This window comes from Streptomyces sp. NPDC079167 (assembly GCF_040686735.1).
Lineage (GTDB): Bacteria > Actinomycetota > Actinomycetes > Streptomycetales > Streptomycetaceae > Streptomyces.
On record NZ_JBFBLO010000008.1, the window covers coordinates 51,301 to 71,712 of the forward strand.

Genomic DNA, 20,412 nt, shown 5'->3' on the forward strand with positions numbered 1-20,412 from the left:
GCTAATGGTCAGCAGTGACAGCCGGGACATGTATCAGCCAGTGATACGGGCGACCGGACGGCTGAACCGGTCTGAGAGAATTGCGGTGTGATCTCTCGAATCGATCTGCGCGGTACCGCCCTCCCCGAGGGCGGCGCCCTGCGCGACCTGCTGCCCCGTGCCGAGTTCGACGTGGAAGCCGCCCTGGAGACGGTGCGGCCCATCTGCGAGGACGTACGCCATCGTGGTTCGGCGGCAGTGATCGAGTGGGGGGAGAAATTCGACGGCGTCCGGCTCGACTCGATCCGGGTCCCCGCCGACGCGATCACCGGGGCGCTGGAGCGGCTCGACCCCGCCGTGCGGGCCGCCCTGGAGGAGTCCATCCGCCGCGCCCGCCTCGTCCACCGCGAGCAGCGCCGCACCACGCACACCACCCAGGTCGTCCCCGGCGGCACCGTCACCGAGAAGTGGGTACCCGTCGAGCGCGTCGGGCTCTACGTCCCGGGCGGACGTGCGGTCTACCCGTCCTCCGTCGTGATGAACGTCGTCCCCGCCCAGGAGGCGGGCGTCGAGGGCCTCGCCGTCTCCTCCCCGCCCCAGAAGGAGTTCGGCGGCCTGCCGCACCCCACGATCCTCGCCGCCTGCGCCCTCCTCGGCGTCGACGAGGTGTACGCCGCCGGCGGTGCCCAGGGCATCGCGATGTTCGCGTACGGCACCGAGGACTGCCTGCCCGTGAACCTCGTCACCGGCCCCGGCAACATCTACGTCGCCGCCGCCAAGCGGCTCCTCAAGGGCCGCATCGGCATCGACGCCGAGGCCGGCCCCACCGAGATCGCGATCCTCGCCGACGCGAGCGCCGACCCGGTGCACGTCGCCGCCGACCTGATCAGCCAGGCCGAGCACGACCCGATGGCCGCCGCCGTCCTCGTCACCGACTCCGAGGAGCTGGCCGCCGCCACCGAGGCCGAGCTGACGCCCCAGATCGCCGCGACCAAGCACGTCACGGACCGGATCGAGCCCGCCCTGGCCGGCCGCCAGTCCGCGATCGTCCTGGTCTCCTCGATCGAGGACGGCCTCAAGGTCGTCGACGCGTACGCCGCCGAGCACCTGGAGATCCAGACGGAGAACGCCGCAGCCGTCGCCGACCGGGTCCGCAACGCCGGCGCGGTCTTCGTCGGCCCCTGGTCGCCCGTCTCCCTCGGCGACTACTGCGCCGGTTCCAACCACGTCCTGCCGACCGGCGGCTGCGCCTGCCACTCCTCGGGCCTCTCCGTGCAGTCCTTCCTGCGCGGCATCCACATCGTCGACTACACCCGCGACGCCCTCGCCGAGGTCACCCACCACGTGGTGACCCTGGCCGAGGCGGAGGACCTCCCCGCCCACGGCGCCGCGCTCAAGGCCAGGTTCGGCTGGAAGGTTCCGCAAGCGTGACGAACAGCACCAACGCCTGGGACGCGCTCCCGATCCGCGACGAACTGCGCGGCCAGTCCCCGTACGGGGCGCCCCAGCTCGACGTGCCGGTCCGGCTGAACACCAACGAGAACCCGTACCCCCTGCCCGACGCGCTCGTCGACCGCATCGCCGAGCGGGTCCGTGAGGCCGCCCGCGACCTCAACCGCTACCCCGACCGCGACGCCGTGGAGCTCCGCACCGAGCTCGCCCGCTACCTCACCCGCACGGCGGGCCACGAGGTCGCGGCCGCCAACGTCTGGGCGGCCAACGGATCCAACGAGGTCCTCCAGCAGCTGCTGCAGACGTTCGGCGGCCCCGGGCGCACCGCGATCGGCTTCGAGCCCTCGTACTCCATGCACGCCCTCATCGCCCGCGGCACCGGCACCGGCTGGATCTCCGGTCCGCGCAACGAGGACTTCACCATCGACGTGGAGTCGGCGAAGAAGGCCATCGCCGAGCACCGGCCCGAAGTGGTCTTCATCACCTCGCCCAACAACCCCACCGGCACCGCCGTGGACGCGGAGACCGTCGTCGCGCTGTACGACGCGGCCCAGGCCGCCCGGCCCTCGATGGTCGTCGTCGACGAGGCGTACGGCGAGTTCAGCCACCGCCCCTCGCTCCTCCCGCTGATCGAGGGCCGCCCGCACCTGGTGCTCTCGCGCACCATGTCCAAGGCGTTCGGCGCCGCCGGTCTGCGCCTCGGCTACCTCGCGGCCGACCCGGCCGTCGTCGACGCGGTCCAGCTGGTGCGCCTGCCGTACCACCTGTCCTCCGTCACGCAGGCCACCGCGCTCGCGGCGCTGGAGCACACCGATACGCTGCTCGGGTACGTCGCGCAGCTCAAGAGCGAGCGCGACCGGCTGGTCGACGCGCTGCGGGAGTCCGGCTTCGCCGTCACCGACTCGGACGCCAACTTCGTCCAGTTCGGCCGCTTCGCCGACAGCCGCACCGCCTGGCAGCAGATCCTCGACCGGGGCGTCCTGGTCCGGGACAACGGCGTACCGGGGTGGCTGCGGGTCTCCGCGGGAACCCCGGCAGAGAACGACGCGTTCCTCGATGCGGTGCGCGAACTGAAGAAGGAGCACGACGCATGAGCCGCGTAGGCAGGGTGGAACGGACCACCAAGGAGACCTCCGTGCTCGTCGAGATCAACCTCGACGGCACCGGCAAGGTCGATGTCGCGACCGGGGTCGGCTTCTACGACCACATGCTCGACCAGCTCGGCCGCCACGGCCTCTTCGACCTCACGGTCAAGACCGAGGGCGACCTGCACATCGACTCGCACCACACCATCGAGGACACCGCCCTCGCGCTCGGCGCCGCCTTCAAGCAGGCGCTCGGCGACAAGGTCGGCATCTACCGCTTCGGCAACTGCACCGTCCCGCTGGACGAGTCGCTCGCCCAGGTCACCGTCGACCTCTCCGGCCGCCCCTACCTGGTGCACACCGAGCCGGAGAAGATGGCGCCGATGATCGGCGAGTACGACACGACGATGACCCGGCACATCCTGGAGTCGTTCGTCGCCCAGGCACAGATCGCCCTGCACGTCCACGTTCCGTACGGCCGCAACGCCCACCACATCGTGGAGTGCCAGTTCAAGGCGCTCGCCCGCGCCCTGCGCTACGCCAGCGAGCACGACCCGCGCGCGGCCGGCATCCTTCCGTCCACGAAGGGCGCCCTGTGACCGGCCTCAACACCGTTCTGATCATCGTCGGCCTCTTCCTGGCCGGCGGCGTCTACTCCTTCTGGAAGCAGGGCATGCCCAAGGGCGTCGTCGTGCTCCTCGGGATCGGCTCCGTGATGTGCCTGGTGGCGGGCATCATGCGGATCCAGGGACTCTGGGACTGAGGTGGCACTGTGAGCGACAAGAAGAAGGTCGTCGTCTTCGACTACGGCTTCGGCAACGTCCGTTCCGCCGAGCGGGCCCTCGCCCACGTCGGCGCGGACGTGGAGATCACCCGCGACTTCGACACCGCGATGAACGCCGACGGGCTGCTCGTCCCCGGCGTCGGAGCCTTCTCCGCCTGCATGGCGGGACTGAAGCAGGCGCGCGGCGAATGGATCATCGGCCGCAGGCTGTCCGGCGGCCGTCCCGTCATGGGCATCTGCGTCGGCATGCAGATCCTGTTCGAGCGCGGCATCGAGCACGGCGTCGAGACGGAGGGCCTCGACGAGTGGCCCGGCACCGTCGGACCGCTGAAGGCCGACGTCGTGCCCCACATGGGCTGGAACACCGTCGAATCCCCCGAGGGATCCCAGCTCTTCGCGGGCCTGGACGCCGAGGCCCGCTACTACTTCGTGCACTCCTACGCGGCGCACGACTGGTCCCTGGAAGTGACCAACGCCAAGATCCGTGCCCCCAAGGTCACCTGGGCCACGCACGGAGAGCGGTTCGTGGCCGCCGTGGAGAACGGCGCGCTGTGGGCCACCCAGTTCCACCCCGAGAAGTCCGGCGACGCCGGCGCCCAGCTGCTGACCAACTGGATCGAGACGCTGTAATGCCGAAGCTTGAACTGCTCCCCGCCGTAGACGTCCGCGACGGACAGGCCGTCCGCCTCGTGCACGGCGAATCCGGCTCCGAGACCTCCTACGGCTCCCCGCTCGAGGCGGCCCTCGCCTGGCAGAGCTCCGGCGCCGAGTGGCTGCACCTCGTCGATCTGGACGCCGCCTTCGGCACCGGCGACAACCGCGCCCTCATCGCCGAGGTGGCCGGCGCCATGGACATCAAGGTCGAGCTCTCCGGCGGCATCCGCGACGACGCCTCGCTCGAAGCCGCCCTCGCCACCGGCTGCCGCCGGGTCAACCTCGGCACCGCGGCCCTGGAGAGCCCCGAGTGGGTCGCCAAGGTCATCGCCGAGCACGGCGACAAGATCGCCGTCGGCCTCGACGTCCGGGGCACCACCCTGCGCGGCCGGGGCTGGACCCGCGACGGCGGCGACCTCTACGAGACGCTCGCCCGCCTCGACTCCGAGGGCTGCGCCCGCTACGTCGTGACCGACATCGCCAAGGACGGCACGCTGCAGGGCCCCAACCTGGCCCTCCTGCGCGACGTCTGCGCCGCCACCGACAAGCCCGTCGTCGCCTCCGGCGGCGTCTCCTCGCTGGCCGACCTCCGCGCGATCTCCCTGCTCGTCCCGGAAGGTGTCGAGGGAGCCATCGTCGGCAAGGCGCTGTACGCCAAGGCGTTCACCCTGGAAGAGGCCCTCAAGGCGGTCGCCGGATGACGGACTCCGTACGCCGCGTCTCCTCGGACGGACCCTGGGAGGAGAAGTTCGGCTACTCCAGGGCGGTCCAGCTCCCGAACGGCCTCGTCCTCGTCTCCGGCTGCACCTCCGTGGTCAACGGCCAGATCTCCGCGGGCAGCCCGTACGAGCAGACCGTCACCTCCTTCCAGGCCGCTTTCGACGCCCTGAAGCAGACCGGACTCGGCCGCGAGGACGTCGTCCGCACCCGGATGTACATCACGCACGCCCGCGACGTCGACGAGGTGGGCCGCGCCCACAAGGAGCTCTTCGACGACGTCCGCCCCGCCGCCTCCATGATCATCGTCTCGGGCTTCGTCGACCCCTCCCTGGTCGTCGAGGTCGAGGTCGAGGCCTACCGGGCGGGTGAGCGATGACCCTCGCCGTACGGGTCATCCCGTGCCTGGACGTCGACAAGGGCCGCGTCGTCAAGGGCGTCAACTTCCAGAACCTGCGCGACGCGGGCGACCCCGTCGAGATGGCCAAGCTGTACGACGCCGAGGGCGCCGACGAGCTGACCTTCCTCGACATCACCGCCTCCAGCGGTGACCGCGAGACGACGTACGACGTGGTGCGCCGCACCGCCGAGCAGGTCTTCATCCCGCTCACCGTCGGCGGCGGCGTCCGCACCCCCGACGACGTCGACAAGCTGCTGCGAGCCGGGGCCGACAAGGTCGGGGTCAACACCGCCGCCATCGCCCGCCCCGACCTGATCCGCGAGATCGCCGAACGCTTCGGGCGCCAGGTCCTCGTGCTCTCCGTCGACGCCCGGCGCACCCCCGAGGGCACCTTCGAGGTCACGACCCACGGTGGACGCAGGGGCACCGGCATCGACGCCGTCGAGTGGGCGCACCGGGCGGCCGAGCTCGGGGCGGGCGAGATCCTGCTGAACTCGATGGACGCGGACGGCACGAAGGACGGCTACGACACCGAGATGATCAAGGCGGTACGGGCCCACGTCACGGTCCCCGTCATCGCATCGGGCGGCGCGGGCCGCCTCGCGGACTTCCCGCCGGCCGTCGGCGCCGGCGCCGACGCGGTCCTCGCCGCATCGGTCTTCCACTTCGGTGACCTGCGAATCTCCGAGGTCAAGGGCGCCCTGCGCGAGGCCGGGCACCCCGTTCGCTGACCCAGGACAGGGAGATCGCCGGTCGCGAAGACCGGCGATCTCACCGATGTCCGCCCGGAGGGCACGCCGCCAGAGTGGCGCCGTCAACAACATGACGGCGCCACCACGCGGTGCTCCCCCGAAGGCCCCGGGACGACGGGGCCGCCGGCTGCCGCGGGGTGGTTCGCCACAACCGAGAGGATCCCCCCTCGTGCAGCAGCACCTCCCCTCCGGCGACATCTCCCCCCGCAGCCACCGGACGTCGAAGAACCGCTCCCGCACCGTCAGGTTCGCCGTCGCGGCGGCGGCCGCCACGGCCGGTCTGGTCACAGCGCTGATGCCGGGCGCGCAGGCCGCCGACAATCCGTACGAGCGTGGCCCGGCGCCGAGCAACGCGAGCATCGAGGCGAGCCGTGGCTCGTACGCCACCTCACAGACGACCGTCTCCTCGCTGAGCGTCAGGGGCTTCGGCGGCGGGACGATCTACTATCCGACGTCCACGTCCGACGGGACGTTCGGCGCGGTCGTCATCTCGCCCGGCTTCACCGCCTACCAGTCGAGCATCGCGTGGCTGGGTCCGCGTCTGGCGTCGCAGGGCTTCGTGGTGTTCACCATCGACACCAACACCACGTCGGACCAGCCGGCCAGCCGCGGTGACCAGCTGCTCGCCGCTCTGGACTACCTGACCGAGGACAGCTCGGTGCGCGGCCGGGTCGACTCCTCCCGGCTCGGCGTGATGGGCCACTCCATGGGCGGCGGCGGCACCTTGGAGGCCGCCAAGGACCGGCCGTCGTTGCAGGCGGCGATCCCGCTGACCGGCTGGAACCTCGACAAGTCCTGGCCCGAGGTGAAGACCCCGACCCTGGTCGTCGGGGCGGACGGTGACACGATCGCCTCCGTCGCCTCGCACTCGGAGCCGTTCTACAACTCGCTGCCGAGCTCGCTGGACAAGGCGTATCTGGAACTGCGGGGTGCCACCCACTTCACCCCGAACACGTCCAACACGACGATTGCGAAGTACAGCATCTCGTGGCTGAAGCGCTTCATCGACAACGACACCCGCTACGAGCAGTTCCTCTGCCCGCTGCCGTCGACGAGCCTGACGATCGCCGAGTACAAGGGCAACTGCCCGCACACCTCCTGACCGACAGGACCAGGGGCCGGACCGCGCGCGCGGTCCGGCCCTTCGTGCTGCTGCCCGGCCGTGTGATCCGGAGCGAAGACCGGCGATCTCGCCGATGTCCGCCCGGGGGAGCCACCGCGAAAGTGGCGGCAGGCCAATGAAGGACGGCGCTACCGACGCGGTGCACACCCGAAGCCCCCGGACGACGGGGCGACCGGCGGCCCCGGTGCGGTTCCGCCACAACCGAGAGGAATCCCCGTGCAGCAGCACCTCCCCTCCGGCGACATCTCCCCGCGCCGCCACCCGATGTCGAAGAGCCGCTCCCGCACCGTCAAGGGCGCCCTGGCGGCAGCGGCGGCGACCGCCGGTCTGCTCACCGCGCTCGTCCCCGGCGGAGCCCAGGCCGCCGACAACCCGTACGAGCGCGGTCCGGCGCCGAGCAACGCGAGCATCGAGGCGATCCGCGGTTCCTACTCCACGTCCCAGACGTCCGTGTCGTCGCTGAGCGTCAGGGGCTTCGGCGGCGGGACGATCTACTACCCGACGTCAACCTCGGACGGGACGTTCGGCGCGGTCGTCATCTCGCCCGGCTTCACCGCCTACGAGTCGAGCATCGCGTGGCTGGGTCCGCGTCTGGCGTCACAGGGCTTCGTGGTGTTCACCATCGACACCAACACCACGCTCGACCAGCCGGCCAGCCGCGGTGACCAGCTGCTCGCCGCTCTGGACTACCTGACCGAGGACAGCTCGGTGCGCGGCCGGGTCGACTCCTCCCGGCTCGGCGTGATGGGCCACTCCATGGGCGGCGGAGGCACCTTGGAGGCCGCCAAGGACCGTCCCTCGCTGAAGGCGGCGATCCCGCTGACCGGCTGGAACCTCGACAAGACCTGGCCGGAGGTGAAGACCCCGACCCTGGTCGTCGGGGCGGACGGTGACACGATCGCCTCCGTCACCACCCATTCGAAGCCGTTCTACAACTCGCTGCCGAGCTCGCTGGACAAGGCGTACCTGGAGCTCCGGGGTGCCACCCACTTCACTCCGAACACGTCCAACACGACGATCGCGAAGTACAGCATCTCGTGGCTGAAGCGCTTCATCGACAACGACACCCGCTACGAGCAGTTCCTCTGCCCGATCCCGTCGGCCAGCCTGACGATCGCCGAGTACCGGGGCAACTGCCCGCACTGATCCGGGGGGCGACCGGGGCCGGACCACGCGTACCGTGGTCCGGCCCCTTCGCGTCGCCCGCCCCTCAGCCGCGCGCGAGGAACGCCGCGACGGCCTCGGCGAATCCGGGATCGCGCACGGCCGACAGATGGTCCCCGGGCAGCACGACCAGCTCCGCACCCTTGATCGCGTCGGAGAGCACCCGGGGGCGTACGGCCAGCGGGTCGTTCTCGCCGGCCAGCACCAGTGTGGGCATCGTGATCCGGTCCAGCGGCAGTGCGCCCCGGTGCACGGCCCGGATCTGCGCGGCCAGTGCGTGACGGTCGGCACCCGAGGCGTCGGCCAACGCCCTGAAACCACGGGCCCGCTCGGGTACGTCCGCCGCATCGTCCGCCGTCAGAGCGGCCGAGACCAGCTCCGGAGGCATCGCCCGGGTGTCCAGGCCGCCCACCTCCACCGCGCCCGCGCCTATCCCGCCCACCACCAGGCGGCTGATCCGGGAGTCCTCAGCGGCGGCCAGGACCGCCACCACGGCGCCCATGGAGTAGCCCGCGACATGGACGTGGTCCGCGCCGATGCGGTCGATGAGCAGACGCACGTCACGGGCCATCAGCGACTCGCCGTAACGGGTGTCGTCGTGCGGCCGGTCCGACTCGCCGTGGCCCCGCGCGTCCAGGGCGTACACCCGCCGGCCGCGCGCCACGAGCGCCTCGACGACGCCGGGGCCCTCCCAGTTCAGCCGGGCGTTCGCGGCGAAGCCGTGCAGCAGGACCACCGGAGGCAGGGCGCCGTCCGGGTTCCGCGACCAGGACCGGTAACGCAGGGTCAAACCGTCGTGTGTACGCAATTCATGAGTCATGCACCGACGTTACGGGCGGCCGCACCGGAACGGGCCGGGACTGTGCCCCGGCACAGCACGGACGCCGTTCCGTTGGGAGCCCGCACCGCTCCTGGCCGACCGGGAACGGGGAGCGGACGCAAGCCTTCCGACGCTGTTTACGCGGAAGTAACGTGACAGCGTGACCCCATCGACGACCGTGCACAGTCCGCTCCGGCTGTACGGCCGCAGCGGTGAACTGGCCATCCTGGAAACCCTGTTGGGACGGCTGCGGGCAGGGGACGGCGGAGCGCTCGTGCTGACCTCGCCGCCCGGCCTCGGCCGTACCGCCCTGCTGCGGCAGGCCGCCGCCCACTACCTCGGGAGGCACGGCGGCCCCGTGCTGTACGCCGCCGCGGCCCCCACCGAACAGCGACTGCCCTACAGCGGGCTGCACGCCCTCCTCTGCTCCGCCCCCGGCCCGCTGCCCGTCACCCCCGACACCATCCTCGGCTCCGGGATCACCCCGGGCGGGCTGCTCGGCCTGCTCCGGGGTCTGGGGGCCGAACAGCCCTTGCTGGTCTGCGTGGACGACGCGCACGCCTGGGACCCCGACTCCCGTGCCGCACTCGGCTTCGCCGCCCGCAGACTCGGCGCGGGCAGCCGCGTCGCGGTGGTGATCGGCGCGGCCGACGAGACCGCCTTCGCCGGGCTGCCCGCGCTGCGTCTCGGCCCGCTCGACGACGACGCGGCGACCGCGCTCCTGGACCGGCTCACCGACGGCACGGCCGAGGTCGACCCCGTCGTACGCAGCGAACTCCTGCGCGAGGCGGCGGGCAACCCACGGCTGCTGGCCGGGCTGGCAGGCCGTCTCACCCCCGGGCAGCTGGCCGGGCGCACCGCGCTGCCGTACCCGCTCCCCGGCGCGGAGGGTGTCCTCGACGCCCACGCCGAGCACCTGGGCGGCCTGCCTCCCGACACCCGCACCCTGCTCCTGCTGGCGGCGGCCGCGGAGGAGCACGAGCCGGACGGGGCCGGAGCCGACGCCGCCCTGCTGCTGCGGGCCGGCACCCGGGCCGGGCTGGCGACCGCGTATCTCGACCGGGTACTCTTCGCGCCCGCAGGGACCGCAGGAGCGCTCCAACGCGCCGGCAGCCGCGTGCACTTCAGCCATCCGCTGCTGCGTCGCGCGGTCCTGCACCGGGCGCCGCCCGGCCGCCGCAGGGCCGCGCACGAACTGCTCGCCGGGCTGCTCACCGGGCCCGGCTCGGCCCCGCTGCCCGCGCTCGTCCAGCTGGCCTGCGCCGCGCCCGGGCCGGACGCCTCCCTCGCCAGACAGCTGGAGGCGGCGGCCACCGCCCCGCGCCCGCACGGCGAACGGTCGGCCGCGCTGGCCCGCGCCGCCGCGCTCTCCACCGACGAGGGGCTGCGCGCCGCACGGTTCACCGCCGCCGCCGAGCAGGCGCGGCTGGCCGGCGACACCGGCCGGGCCCGCGCCATGCTCGCCCGCGTCGGCCCCGACCCCGCCGGGGGCGCCGCACCCTACGTACGCGGCATGCTCGCCCTGCGCGACGGACCGGCCGCCGACGCCCGTGAGGCCCTTCTGACCGCCGCGGAGCTGCTCGCCCCGCACGATCCACACCGCACCCTGGACGCCCTGTTCGGCGCGGCGGAGGCGGCGTGGGACATGGGGGACGCCATTGCGTACCTGGACGCGATGAACCGCATCCCCGTCGCCGCCGCCGACCGGTCCATGGCGCAGTACCGCGCAGGGATGTGCGCCGTGCTCGCCGGGCACCCCGACCGGGGCCACGCCCTCCTGCGGTGCTGCCTCGACTCCGCGGACCGTGCCGAGGACGCCGGGGAGCTCCTGCGGGCGGGCGCCTCGGCCCTGGTGCTCGGTGAGGTCGACGCGGCCTGCCGGGCGGGAGCCCGCGCCCTCGCCGTCGTACGCCTCCGGGGGCCCGAAGCCCTGCTGCCGCACGCCCTGGAGCAGCTCGCCTACGCCGAACTGCGCACCGGGCAGCACGCCAGGGCCCGGGCCCACGCGCTGGAAGGGCTGCACGCGGCGCGACGTACCGGGCAGCAGAACTCCGCCACCCATCTGCACTCCGTGCTCGCGCTCGCCGCCTCGGTGGAGGGGCCCGCCGAGGCGTGCGCCGCGCACGCCGACGCGGCGCTGGCCGGTGCGGGGCCGCACGGACTGGCGCAGGCCGCGATGCTCGCCACCTGGGCGGTCGCCCGCGCGGACCTGGCCGCCGGGCGGCCGGGCGAGGCGGCGGCCCGGCTCGGCCCGCTGGTCAGGCCGGGGCCGGGGACAGGGCACTTCGCCACCCGGATGCTTGCCGTGCCGTGCTACGTCGAGGCGATGGCGCTCTCCGGCCGCGCCGACGACACGACAGGTGAACTCGCCGTTGCCGTCGAGGAGTTCGCGCTGTGGACTGCCCGGACGACCGACCCCCAGGTCCCCGCCCAGCTGGCCCGCTGCCGCGCCCTGCTGGCGCCGCCCGAAGAGGGCGCCGCACGGTACGAGGAGGCGCTGGCCCACCACGACCGCGCGGGCGGCGACTTCGAACGCGCCCGCACTCAGCTGCTCCACGGCCAGCTGCTGCGCCGGCTGCGCCGCACCCGTGAGGCCCGCGGCCCGCTGCGCGACGCGCTGGTCGCCTTCGAACGCTGCTCGGCGCGCGTCTGGGCCGAACGGGCGGGCGGGGAGCTGCGGGCGGCGGGGGAAGCGGTGGACGCGCCGGACCGGAGCGGCCCCGGGCCGCTGGCCGGACTGACCCCGCAGCAGCAGCGGATCGCCCGCTGTGTCGCGGAGGGAGCCACCAACCGTGAGGTGGCGGTACGGCTCTCGGTGAGCCCGCGGACCGTCGACCACCATCTGCGCAACGTCTTCGCGGCGCTCGGGGTCAGGTCCCGGACCGAGCTGGCGAGGCTGCTGGACGGGGCGAGGTTGCAGGACCGTGATGAGAAGAACCGCGCAGACCTCTAGGTACCGACCGGGCGGTATGCCATTCTGCGGTCGTCAGGATCGATCGGTGTGCGCCCGCCCGACGCAGGGCCGGGCACACACCGGGGCCGGCCCAACCTCGGCCGGCCGATTCCCGGTGGAGGCCGCCATGCCACAGGTCGTACGTTCACGGATCAGGGCGCTGCACGGACCGCCCCCCGTAGCGCCGTTGCCGCACCGTTTCCGCTCCCTGGCCGACCGCGAGGCCGTAGCGGTGCTCCACCGGGCGGCCCGTGGGCTCCTGGAGGCGCTGCCGGAACTCACGGACCGGCTGGTCGAGGCGCTGCGGGAGCAGGAGCCCGCCTACCGCGCCGCGATGGAGACCGAGCCCGCCGAGATCTGGCAGGAGGTCCACCACTCGCTGCGGCACAACGTCGCCTCGCTCATCCAGCCCCGGGAATCCCGCGAGGCCGCCCACCGCACCTCCCGGTGGATCGGCGAGACCCGGGCCGAGCAGGGCGTACCGCTCGACGCGGTCATGCACGCCTTCCGGATGGGCGGGGCGATGGTCTGGCAGGACCTGGTCGACGACACGGCCCGGCGCCACCCCGAGGACACCCGGCTGCTGGTCCATGTCGCCGCGGACGTCTGGAACTTCGTCGACGAGCACTGCGGCGTGGTGGCAGAGGCATACCGGCAGGCCGAGCGTCGGCTCTCCTGGCGCCGCGAGAACCAGCAGCGCCTGATGACGGCGGCCCTGCTGGACGGCACCGCCCGGATCGCGGACCTGCCGGACGCCGCGGCGATGCTGGGCCTCCCGGTACAGGGGCGCTACGCCGTACTCGCGGTCGCCGGGGCCCGCCGCGCTCCGCACGGCACCGGGCGCCCGCCGGTCACCCTGGCGGAGGGGACGCCCTCCCTCTGGCACACGGCGGGGGAGGTGGAACTGGCGGTCCTGCCGCTGGGGACGCTGCCGGTGGCGGACGAGCCGGAGCCCGCCGGCGACGGCGACGCCGAGGCCGCGCCCGCTTCGGTCCCGGTCTCCGACGGTGAACTCGCCGCGCTCGCCGCGGGCCTGACGGTGCCCCCCGGCACCCGCGTCGGCATCAGCTCGGTGGTCGACGGGCTCGCCTCCGTCGGTGACGCGCGGCGCCTCGCCGAGACGGCGTTGCGTACCTGCCCGGCTTCCGGCGGCACCGTACTGCTCGACGAGCACCTGCCGGCCGCGCTCGTCGTCTCCTCACTCGGCCTCGGGACCGCGCTCGCCGACCGGGTCCTCGGGCCGCTGGACCGGCTCGACCCGGCGGACCGCGACGTGCTCATCGAGACGCTGACCGCGTGGCTCGACTCGGACGGCTCGGCCCAGCGGGCCGGAGCGAAGCTGTACTGCCACCGCAACACGGTGCTGAACCGGTTGCGGCGGTTCGAGCAGCTGACGGGCCGCTGTCTGACACGGCCGTCCGACGCCGTCGAGGTGTCCCTGGCACTGGCGGCACGGCGGCTGCTGCCGCCGCGCTGAGGGCGGCTGCCACGACGGGCAGGAGGACGCAGGGACACCCGGCCGCGGGGGAGCCCGGCCCGGCCCCGGGGGTGACGGGGCGCGGGGCCGGCGCCTCCGGGAACCCGGCCTTCGGGGCGGCCCCTTCCCGGACCGGGGCCCTCGCCGACTGTGCGGCGGCACAGTCCTTCCCCCGGCGGGCTGTACCCCCGCCGCGCCCCGTCCCGGCCCCCTGTGCCGCACCCGCCCCGGCTGATGCCATGACGCGCATGTCTTCAGCTGCCCCTTGCACAGCCGTACCGGCGGAGCGGACCCGGTGAGCGGCGCGATCGACGCCCGGTCCCTCGCCGTGGTGATCTTCCTCGCCTTCGTCGCCGTGTCCCTGCTGCTGTGCGGACTCGCCGCCGCCGACCAGGACGACCCGGAGCACTTCTACGCGGGCGGCGCCACCCTCGGTCCCGTCGGCGCCGGACTCGCCATCGCCGGGGACTACGTCTCCGCCGCCACGCTGCTCTCCACCACCGGATCCGTCGCGCTCGCCGGATTCGACGGCCTGCTGTTCGCCCTGGCGACGGTCGCCTCGCTGGCCCTCGTCATGCGCCTCTTCGCCGAACGCCTGCGGCGCAGAGGCGTGTTCACCATGGGCGACTTCCTCGCCGACCGGCTCGGTGACGGGTCCGTACGCCGTGCGCTCGGCGTGGCCACCCTCGTCGTGCTGGCCCCGCTGCTGCTCGTACAGCTCACCACCGCCGGCCGCGTCATGACCTCCATGTTCGGGCTGCCCGACGGCGCCCTCACCGGCTGCACCGTCGCCAGCGGCGCGCTGATGGTCTGTTACTCGGCGTTCGGCGGGATGCGGGGCACCGGCTACATCCAGATCCTCAAGGTGGCCGTCGTCCTGGGAGCGGTCACCCTGCTCGCGGGCCTCGTCCTCGCGCGCTTCGACTGGTCCCCCTTCGCCCTCTTCGACGCCGCCCGGGCGGGCAGCGGGGCGGGCGGCGACTACGCGCGCCCCGGCCTGCAGTTCGGCCACGGACTCGCGGGCGGGCTCGACCTGGTCGGCTTCCAGATCACCCTCCTGCTCGGCGCCGCCTGCATGCCGCACATCATGATGCGGCTCCACCCCGTCCGCGACGCCCGGACCGCCCGCCGGGCCGGCATCTGGGCCGTCAGCCCCGTCGCCCTGCTCTGCGTCGGCATCGTCATCGTCGGGCTCGGAGCCTCCGCGCTGGTGGGCCGGGAACTGCTGCACGCCGCCGACCCGGCCGGCGGCACCTCCCTGCTGATGGTGACCAGCGCCCTCGACCCGGGGGCGGCCGGACCACGCGACAGCCCCCTGTTCGCGCTCGTGGCCTGCGCCGCGTTCGCCACCACCCTCGCCGCCGTCGCCGGGATCACCCTGGCCGCCGCCTCGTCCCTGGCCCGCGACTTCAGGGCGAAGTCGGGCGCGCAGGGCGAGGGCAAGGCGTCCGCCAGGGAGATCCGGCGCGCCCGCTTGGCCGTCGTCGGCATCGGGGCGCTCGCCGTCCTCCTCTCGGCGTACACCCACGACCGCAACCCCCAGGTGCTGCTCTCCCTGTCGTTCGCGGCGGCGGCCTCGGTCCTGCCGCCCGTCCTGCTGTACGCCCTGTTCCGGCCGCGCTTCAACGCCCGCGGGGTGCGGTGGACCGTGTACGGGACGCTTCCGCTGATCGGCGTCCTGATGGTCCTGTCACCGGCGTTCTCGGGCACACCGATCGCGCTCTTCCCGGAGTGGGACTTCGACGTCTTCCCGCTCCAGACCCCGGGCCTGGTCACGATCCCGGCGGGATTCCTCCTCGGCCTGCTGGGATCCGGACAGGAACCCGGCACAGCGCCCGACGAGCGGCACCGCCACCGGACCCCCCGGGCACCCGCCCGCGCCCGGGGCGGCGCCTGAGCGCGTCCCCGTCAAGGGGCTACAGGCCGAGCTCGGCCGTGTGCAGCCGGGCCAGCGCGTCCTTGTCGCCCTCCAGCTCCACCCGCGCCGCGTCCTGCCGCCCGGCGGCGAACAGCAGCAGCTCGCCCGGCTCCCCGGTGACCGTCACCACCGGAGTGCCCTTGTGGGCCACCGCCGTCTGGCCGTCCGGGCGGCGCAGCACCAGCCCCACGGGGGCACGGCGGCCCAGCATCCGTGCCGTCTTCTCCGTACGCGACCACAGCACATCGGCGAAGACCGGGTCGAGGTCCCGCTGCGACCAGTCCGGCTGGGCCCTGCGCACGTCCTCCGCATGGATGTAGAACTCGACGGTGTTGGCCGCCTCGTCCAGCTGCTTCAGACCGAAGGGCGAGAAGCGCGGCGGCCCCGTACGGATGAGCTGGATCAGCTCCTCGTACGGCTTGGCGGCGAACTCGGCCTGGACCCGCTCCAGCCGGTTCTTCAGGGCCCCCAGCATGATCCCGCCCGCCGCGTCGGCGCGGCGTTCACGAACCACGACATGGGCGGCCAGGTCACGGGTCTTCCAGCCGTTGCACAGGGTCCGGGCCTCGGGACCCGCCGCTTCCAACAGGTCGGCGAGCAGAAGACGTTCACGCTTCGCATGGGTCGACATGCCCGCCAGCGTACGACCGACGCCCGCGGTCCGCCCAGTGGACGCACGGCCGGACGGCCCCGCCCGGCGCGGCACAATGGGCGCATGACCAGCACGCCCGGCTCCACGCCCGCCAGCAATCTCGACCCGGCCGTCGCCGCCCGCCTCAAGCGCGGCCCCGACGGACTGTTCCCGGCCATCGCCCAGCAGTACGACACCGGCGAGGTGCTCATGCTCGGGTGGATGGACGACGAGGCGCTGCACCGCACCCTCACCACGGGCCGCTGCACCTACTGGTCCCGCAGCCGCCAGGAGTACTGGGTCAAGGGCGACACCTCCGGCCACACCCAGCAGGTCAGGTCCGTCGCCCTCGACTGCGACGCCGACACCGTCCTGGTGAAGGTCGACCAGACGGGTGCCGCCTGCCACACCGGCGACCGCACCTGCTTCGACAAGGACGTCCTTCCGCTCACCGCGCCCCGATAAGGTCAGCCGCCATGGATCTCGAGACCTTCCGCAAGCTCGCCGTCGACCGGCGCGTCATCCCCGTCAGCCGCCGGCTCCTCGCGGACGGTGACACCCCGGTCGGGCTCTACCGCAAGCTCGCGGCCGAGCGCACCGGCACGTTCCTCCTCGAATCCGCGGAGAACGGCCGCACCTGGTCCCGCTACTCCTTCATCGGGGTGCGCAGCGCCGCCACCCTGACCTCCCTCGACGGAGCCGCCCACTGGCTGGGCACCCCGCCCGTCGGCGTACCCGTCGAAGGCGATCCCCTGCAGGCGCTCCGGGCCACCGTCGAGACCCTGCACACCCCCCGCGACCTGGTCGGCGACGAGGGCCTGCCGCCGTTCACCGGCGGCATGGTCGGCTACCTCGGCTACGACGTCGTACGCCGGCTGGAGCGGATCACCGAGCACGGCGGCGACGACCTGAAGCTGCCCGAGCTCACCATGCTGCTCACCTCGGACCTCGCGGTGCTCGACCACGGGAACGGCACCGTCCTGCTGATCGCCAACGCGATCAACCACAACGACCTGGACACCGGGGTCGACGAGGCCTACCAGGACGCGGTCGCCCGGCTCGACGCCATGGAGCGCGACCTCTCCAGGCCCGTGGAGAACACACCGGCCGCGCTGCCGCCCTCCGAGCTCCCGCCGTACACCGCGCTCTGGGGCGGCCAGGCGTTCATGGACGCCGTGGAGGACGTCAAGGAGCGCATCAGGGCGGGCGAGGCCTTCCAGGTCGTCCCCTCCCAGCGCTTCGAGACGCCGTGCACGGCGAGCGCCCTGGACGTCTACCGGGTCCTGCGCGCCACCAACCCGTCGCCCTACATGTACCTCTTCCGTTTCGACGGCTTCGACGTCGTCGGCTCCAGCCCCGAGGCGCTCGTCAAGGTCGAGGACGGCCGGGCGATGGTTCACCCGATCGCCGGTACCAGGCACCGCGGCGCCACCCCGCAGGAGGACCAGGCGCTCGCCGACGAGCTCCTCGCCGACCCGAAGGAACGCGCCGAGCACCTGATGCTCGTCGACCTCGGCCGCAACGACCTGGGACGCGTCTGCGAACCCGGCAGCGTCGAGGTCGTCGACTTCATGTCCGTCGAGCGGTACTCGCACGTGATGCACATCGTGTCCACCGTCACCGGACGCGTCGCCGAGGGCCGCAGCGCCTTCGACGTCCTGACCGCGTGCTTCCCCGCGGGCACCCTCTCCGGCGCGCCCAAGCCCCGCGCCCTGCAGATCATCGAGGAGCTCGAACCCAGCCGCCGGGGCCTGTACGGCGGCTGCGTCGGCTACCTCGACTTCGCCGGGGACTCCGACACCGCCATCGCCATCCGGACCGCCCTGCTCCGCGACGGCACCGCGTACGTCCAGGCGGGCGCGGGCATCGTCGCGGACTCCGACCCGGTCGCCGAGGACACGGAGTGCCGGAACAAGGCCGCCGCGGTCCTGCGAGCCGTGCATACGGCGAACCGCCTCGGGGCGGAGTGAGCCGGTAGGGGATAGTGGAGTACGTGAGTGCTGTCCCCGTACCCCAGCCCCGTGCCCGAGCCGCCTCCGCGCCCGACAGCGCGGGAAGCCGCCGGAGCCTGGCCGCCGGCCTGCTCCTCGGGGCGGCCGGCGCCACCGTCGTCCTCCTCGCCTCCGGGCAGACCTGGGCCGAGGGCGAGGCCGCCGTCGGCGGCGGCTCCCTTCCGCTCAGCGCCGACGGCCAGGACGTCACCGGCCTCCCCGCGGCCCTGGCCGTCGTCGGCCTGGCCGCCCTCGTCGCCGTCTTCGCCGTACGCCGCGCCGGCCGGATGCTCGTCGCCGGACTGCTGGCCCTCAGCGGCCTCGGCGCCGGACTGAGCGCCTGGTCCGGAGCCTCGGACAGCGCGGCACTGAACGAGCGGGCCGCGCAGACCACGGGCAACACCTCGGCCACCGTCGACGCCCTCAGCCACACCGCCTGGCCCTACGTCACCGCGGCGGGCGGACTGCTCATCCTGCTCGCCGGACTGCTCGCCCTGCGCTACGGCAGCCGCTGGCCGGCCATGTCGGGACGGTACGAAAGGGACGGCACCCCCCGCCCCCGCAAGGCCCCCCGCACCGCCCCGGACCCCGACCGGCCCGAGGAACTGTGGAAGGCCCTGGACCGCGGCGAGGACCCGACGCGCGAGGCATGACCCCCAGCCTCACGTCCACCGGCACGTACGGGACAATGGCAGCAAGCTTTCGTAAGCGCGACACCTTCAGCGCAACACCAACTAGGAGCAACTCATGGCGGGCAGCAGCCACGGACACACCCCGGCCGCCTGGACCGGTGTCATCATCTCCTTCATCGGCTTCTGCATCGCCGGCCTCTTCATGGTCGCGGCGAACGCGCTCGGCTTCTGGGCCGGTATCGCGGTCACCCTCCTCGGCGGGGTCGTCGGTCTCGCCATGAAGATGGCGGGCCTCGGCATGCCGAAGGAGTCCGCCGAGATGGCGGCCGCCAGGGCCCGCGCCGCCCGGGCACAGATCACGGCCTGACCGGTCACGAGCACCGGCGACACGACGCGAGGCGCAGCCCCGACCGGGCTGCGCCTCGCGTCATGAGCGTGGACAATCGCCCCGTGGACGCCTCAGCCTCTCCCGCACCCGACGCCCCCGGCCGGCCCCCGGCGACGGGCCCCGGCCTGCCCGCCCCCGCCCCGGTCTCCCGGCTCCGCCGGCTCGCCATGCCCGCCGGGGCCATGGCCGCCGTCGTCGGGGCCTTCGCCTACGTCGCCACCGTCGACCCCAACGAGCCCGGCCACTACCCGGTCTGCCCCATGCTCCGCTTCACCGGCGTGTTCTGCCCCGGCTGCGGCGGGCTGCGCAGCGCCCACGCGTTCGCCCACGGAGACCTGGCCGCCGCCCTCGGCGCCAACGCCCTGGCCGTCGTCGGCTACGCGGTCTTCGCCGCGGTCTGGCTGGTCTGGGTGGTCCGCGCGAGCCGGGGCCGGGCCCTGCGGATCGGGCTCGCCCCCGGCTACTGGTGGGGCATCGGGGCGGTGCTGCTCGTGTTCTCCGTGGTCAGGAATCTGCCCTTCGGCTCCGGGCTGGCACCCTGAAATGACCAGGTAGTGGGACGTAAGGCCGCCGGATGCGGGCCCTGAGCCGTCCTGCGGATACCATCGAGATGGCTGATCCTGTACCCATCACCGCTTCGGAAGGGGGCCGCTCGCGTGAGTGTGCTCGACGAGATCATTGACGGCGTTCGCGCCGACCTCGCGGAGCGGCAGGCGCGTGTCAGCCTCGACGAGCTCAAGGAACGCGCCGCGCGCGCTCCCCAGGCCAAGGACGGAGTCGCCGCCCTGCGCGGCGAGGGCGTGACCGTCATCTGCGAGGTCAAGCGCTCCAGCCCCTCCAAGGGGGCCCTGGCCGCCATCGCCGACCCGGCCGCGCTCGCAGCGGACTACGAGGCCGGCGGCGCGTCCGTCATCTCGGTCCTCACCGAGGAGCGCCGCTTCGGCGGATCACTCGCCGACCTGGAGGCCGTCCGCGCCAAGGTCGACATCCCGGTCCTGCGCAAGGACTTCATCGTCACCTCGTACCAGCTGTGGGAGGCCCGGGCGCACGGCGCCGACCTCGCCCTGCTGATCGTCGCCGCACTCGACCAGGAGGCCCTCGTCTCGCTGATCGAGCGGGCCGAGTCGATCGGCCTGACGCCGCTCGTCGAGGCCCACGACGAGGAGGAGGCGGAGCGCGCCGTGGACGCCGGAGCGAAGATCATCGGCGTCAACGCGCGCAACCTCAAGGACCTCAAGGTCGACCGCTCCACCTTCGAGCGCGTCGCCCCCGAGATCCCCGACCACATCGTCAAGGTCGCCGAGTCCGGCGTCCGCGGCCCGCACGACCTCATCGCCTACGCCAACGCCGGCGCGGACGCGGTGCTCGTCGGCGAGTCCCTGGTCACCGGCCGCGACCCCCGGGCCGCCGTCGCCGACCTGGTCGCCGCAGGCGCCCACCCGGCGCTCCGGCACGGACGGAGCTGACCCACCCGTGCCCGCCGACCGTCCCG

At 73.3% G+C, this 20,412-nt stretch carries 21 protein-coding genes; 19 read left to right on the forward strand and 2 right to left on the reverse strand.

Going from position 1 to position 20,412, the window contains the following annotated elements; all coding sequences use genetic code 11:
• Positions 1 to 87 precede the first annotated feature (87 nt).
• From hisD to AB0P41_RS18300, 10 genes are all read left to right on the forward strand, one after another.
• The gene (gene hisD / locus AB0P41_RS18255) at positions 88 to 1,410 is read left to right on the forward strand and encodes a histidinol dehydrogenase (RefSeq protein ID WP_365932882.1); all 1,323 of its coding nucleotides are present in this window, start codon (positions 88 to 90) and stop codon (positions 1,408 to 1,410) included.
• Entirely contained in the window at positions 1,407 to 2,525 is a 1,119-nt protein-coding gene (locus AB0P41_RS18260; protein ID WP_356712322.1) for a histidinol-phosphate transaminase, read from the forward strand. Before hisD ends, AB0P41_RS18260 begins: the two co-directional genes overlap by 4 nt.
• On the forward strand, positions 2,522 to 3,115 hold the full coding sequence (gene hisB, locus AB0P41_RS18265; protein ID WP_031098999.1) for an imidazoleglycerol-phosphate dehydratase HisB: 594 nt from the start codon (positions 2,522 to 2,524) through the stop codon (positions 3,113 to 3,115). Before AB0P41_RS18260 ends, hisB begins: the two co-directional genes overlap by 4 nt.
• Positions 3,112 to 3,279, forward strand: coding sequence for a hypothetical protein (locus AB0P41_RS18270; RefSeq protein ID WP_164493711.1), 168 nt, complete (start codon positions 3,112 to 3,114; stop codon positions 3,277 to 3,279). The genes hisB and AB0P41_RS18270 overlap by 4 nt, the downstream gene beginning before the upstream one ends.
• Positions 3,280 to 3,288: 9 nt before the next feature.
• Positions 3,289 to 3,930: an imidazole glycerol phosphate synthase subunit HisH gene (gene hisH, locus AB0P41_RS18275; protein ID WP_356712319.1), complete on the forward strand. Its 642-nt coding sequence runs from the start codon at positions 3,289 to 3,291 to the stop codon at positions 3,928 to 3,930.
• The gene (priA, locus tag AB0P41_RS18280; RefSeq protein WP_356712317.1) at positions 3,930 to 4,655 is read left to right on the forward strand and encodes a bifunctional 1-(5-phosphoribosyl)-5-((5-phosphoribosylamino)methylideneamino)imidazole-4-carboxamide isomerase/phosphoribosylanthranilate isomerase PriA; all 726 of its coding nucleotides are present in this window, start codon (positions 3,930 to 3,932) and stop codon (positions 4,653 to 4,655) included. The genes hisH and priA overlap by 1 nt, the downstream gene beginning before the upstream one ends.
• Positions 4,652 to 5,050 (forward strand): RidA family protein, encoded by a 399-nt coding sequence (locus tag AB0P41_RS18285; protein WP_365932884.1) that lies wholly within the window; start codon positions 4,652 to 4,654, stop codon positions 5,048 to 5,050. Before priA ends, AB0P41_RS18285 begins: the two co-directional genes overlap by 4 nt.
• Positions 5,047 to 5,802, forward strand: a complete 756-nt coding sequence (gene hisF / locus AB0P41_RS18290) for an imidazole glycerol phosphate synthase subunit HisF (protein ID WP_356712313.1) — start codon at positions 5,047 to 5,049, stop codon at positions 5,800 to 5,802. The genes AB0P41_RS18285 and hisF overlap by 4 nt, the downstream gene beginning before the upstream one ends.
• Before the next feature lie 190 nt (positions 5,803 to 5,992).
• Positions 5,993 to 6,925, forward strand: a complete 933-nt coding sequence (locus tag AB0P41_RS18295) for a dienelactone hydrolase family protein (RefSeq protein WP_365932886.1) — start codon at positions 5,993 to 5,995, stop codon at positions 6,923 to 6,925.
• Between the two features lie 237 nt (positions 6,926 to 7,162).
• Positions 7,163 to 8,092 carry an alpha/beta hydrolase gene (locus AB0P41_RS18300; RefSeq protein ID WP_365932888.1) on the forward strand — a complete coding sequence of 310 codons (930 nt, stop codon included), beginning with the start codon at positions 7,163 to 7,165 and terminating at the stop codon, positions 8,090 to 8,092.
• Positions 8,093 to 8,156: 64 nt separating this feature from the next.
• On the opposite strand, the gene AB0P41_RS18305 is transcribed toward AB0P41_RS18300, so the two are convergent.
• Positions 8,157 to 8,900 carry an alpha/beta fold hydrolase gene (locus AB0P41_RS18305; RefSeq protein ID WP_365932891.1) on the reverse strand — a complete coding sequence of 248 codons (744 nt, stop codon included), beginning with the start codon at positions 8,898 to 8,900 and terminating at the stop codon, positions 8,157 to 8,159.
• Between the two features lie 208 nt (positions 8,901 to 9,108).
• Here AB0P41_RS18305 and AB0P41_RS18310 point away from each other — a divergent pair, with 208 nt between their 5' ends.
• From AB0P41_RS18310 to AB0P41_RS18320, 3 genes are all read left to right on the forward strand, one after another.
• The gene (locus AB0P41_RS18310; RefSeq protein WP_365933170.1) at positions 9,109 to 11,883 is read left to right on the forward strand and encodes a LuxR family transcriptional regulator; all 2,775 of its coding nucleotides are present in this window, start codon (positions 9,109 to 9,111) and stop codon (positions 11,881 to 11,883) included.
• A 127-nt stretch (positions 11,884 to 12,010) separates the two neighbouring features.
• Positions 12,011 to 13,360 carry a helix-turn-helix domain-containing protein gene (locus AB0P41_RS18315; RefSeq protein WP_365932892.1) on the forward strand — a complete coding sequence of 450 codons (1,350 nt, stop codon included), beginning with the start codon at positions 12,011 to 12,013 and terminating at the stop codon, positions 13,358 to 13,360.
• A gap of 295 nt (positions 13,361 to 13,655) precedes the next feature.
• Entirely contained in the window at positions 13,656 to 15,257 is a 1,602-nt protein-coding gene (locus AB0P41_RS18320; protein WP_365932894.1) for a cation acetate symporter, read from the forward strand.
• A 19-nt stretch (positions 15,258 to 15,276) separates the two neighbouring features.
• Here AB0P41_RS18320 and AB0P41_RS18325 read toward each other — a convergent pair whose 3' ends face one another.
• Positions 15,277 to 15,909, reverse strand: coding sequence for a TIGR03085 family metal-binding protein (locus AB0P41_RS18325; RefSeq protein ID WP_365932895.1), 633 nt, complete (start codon positions 15,907 to 15,909; stop codon positions 15,277 to 15,279).
• Between the two features lie 84 nt (positions 15,910 to 15,993).
• On the opposite strand from AB0P41_RS18325, the gene hisI reads away from it, so the two are divergent.
• From hisI to trpC, 6 genes are all read left to right on the forward strand, one after another.
• Entirely contained in the window at positions 15,994 to 16,374 is a 381-nt protein-coding gene (gene hisI / locus AB0P41_RS18330; protein ID WP_356712297.1) for a phosphoribosyl-AMP cyclohydrolase, read from the forward strand.
• 11 nt (positions 16,375 to 16,385) lie between these two features.
• Complete coding sequence (locus AB0P41_RS18335) at positions 16,386 to 17,879, forward strand: anthranilate synthase component I (protein WP_356712295.1); 1,494 nt, start codon at positions 16,386 to 16,388, stop codon at positions 17,877 to 17,879.
• A gap of 14 nt (positions 17,880 to 17,893) precedes the next feature.
• Positions 17,894 to 18,553: a TIGR02234 family membrane protein gene (locus AB0P41_RS18340; RefSeq protein ID WP_356712293.1), complete on the forward strand. Its 660-nt coding sequence runs from the start codon at positions 17,894 to 17,896 to the stop codon at positions 18,551 to 18,553.
• Positions 18,554 to 18,647: 94 nt separating this feature from the next.
• On the forward strand, positions 18,648 to 18,899 hold the full coding sequence (locus AB0P41_RS18345) for an HGxxPAAW family protein (RefSeq protein WP_356712291.1): 252 nt from the start codon (positions 18,648 to 18,650) through the stop codon (positions 18,897 to 18,899).
• Between the two features lie 188 nt (positions 18,900 to 19,087).
• Positions 19,088 to 19,462 carry a DUF2752 domain-containing protein gene (locus AB0P41_RS18350; protein WP_356712350.1) on the forward strand — a complete coding sequence of 125 codons (375 nt, stop codon included), beginning with the start codon at positions 19,088 to 19,090 and terminating at the stop codon, positions 19,460 to 19,462.
• A 114-nt stretch (positions 19,463 to 19,576) separates the two neighbouring features.
• Positions 19,577 to 20,386: an indole-3-glycerol phosphate synthase TrpC gene (gene trpC, locus AB0P41_RS18355; protein ID WP_356712289.1), complete on the forward strand. Its 810-nt coding sequence runs from the start codon at positions 19,577 to 19,579 to the stop codon at positions 20,384 to 20,386.
• Positions 20,387 to 20,412 lie beyond the last annotated feature (26 nt).

What these genes read in the sequence shown, in the direction of transcription:
- AB0P41_RS18335 (WP_356712295.1), top strand. Translation starts at nt 16,386, where the DNA reads ATGGATCTCGAGACCTTCCGCAAGCTCGCCGTCGACCGGCGCGTCATC.
- AB0P41_RS18325 (WP_365932895.1), bottom strand. Translation starts at nt 15,909, where the DNA reads ATGTCGACCCATGCGAAGCGTGAACGTCTTCTGCTCGCCGACCTGTTG.
- AB0P41_RS18315 (WP_365932892.1), top strand. Translation starts at nt 12,011, where the DNA reads ATGCCACAGGTCGTACGTTCACGGATCAGGGCGCTGCACGGACCGCCC.
- AB0P41_RS18345 (WP_356712291.1), top strand. Translation starts at nt 18,648, where the DNA reads ATGGCGGGCAGCAGCCACGGACACACCCCGGCCGCCTGGACCGGTGTC.
- priA (WP_356712317.1), top strand. Translation starts at nt 3,930, where the DNA reads ATGCCGAAGCTTGAACTGCTCCCCGCCGTAGACGTCCGCGACGGACAG.
- hisI (WP_356712297.1), top strand. Translation starts at nt 15,994, where the DNA reads ATGACCAGCACGCCCGGCTCCACGCCCGCCAGCAATCTCGACCCGGCC.
- AB0P41_RS18285 (WP_365932884.1), top strand. Translation starts at nt 4,652, where the DNA reads ATGACGGACTCCGTACGCCGCGTCTCCTCGGACGGACCCTGGGAGGAG.
- AB0P41_RS18350 (WP_356712350.1), top strand. Translation starts at nt 19,088, where the DNA reads ATGCCCGCCGGGGCCATGGCCGCCGTCGTCGGGGCCTTCGCCTACGTC.
- hisF (WP_356712313.1), top strand. Translation starts at nt 5,047, where the DNA reads ATGACCCTCGCCGTACGGGTCATCCCGTGCCTGGACGTCGACAAGGGC.
- hisB (WP_031098999.1), top strand. Translation starts at nt 2,522, where the DNA reads ATGAGCCGCGTAGGCAGGGTGGAACGGACCACCAAGGAGACCTCCGTG.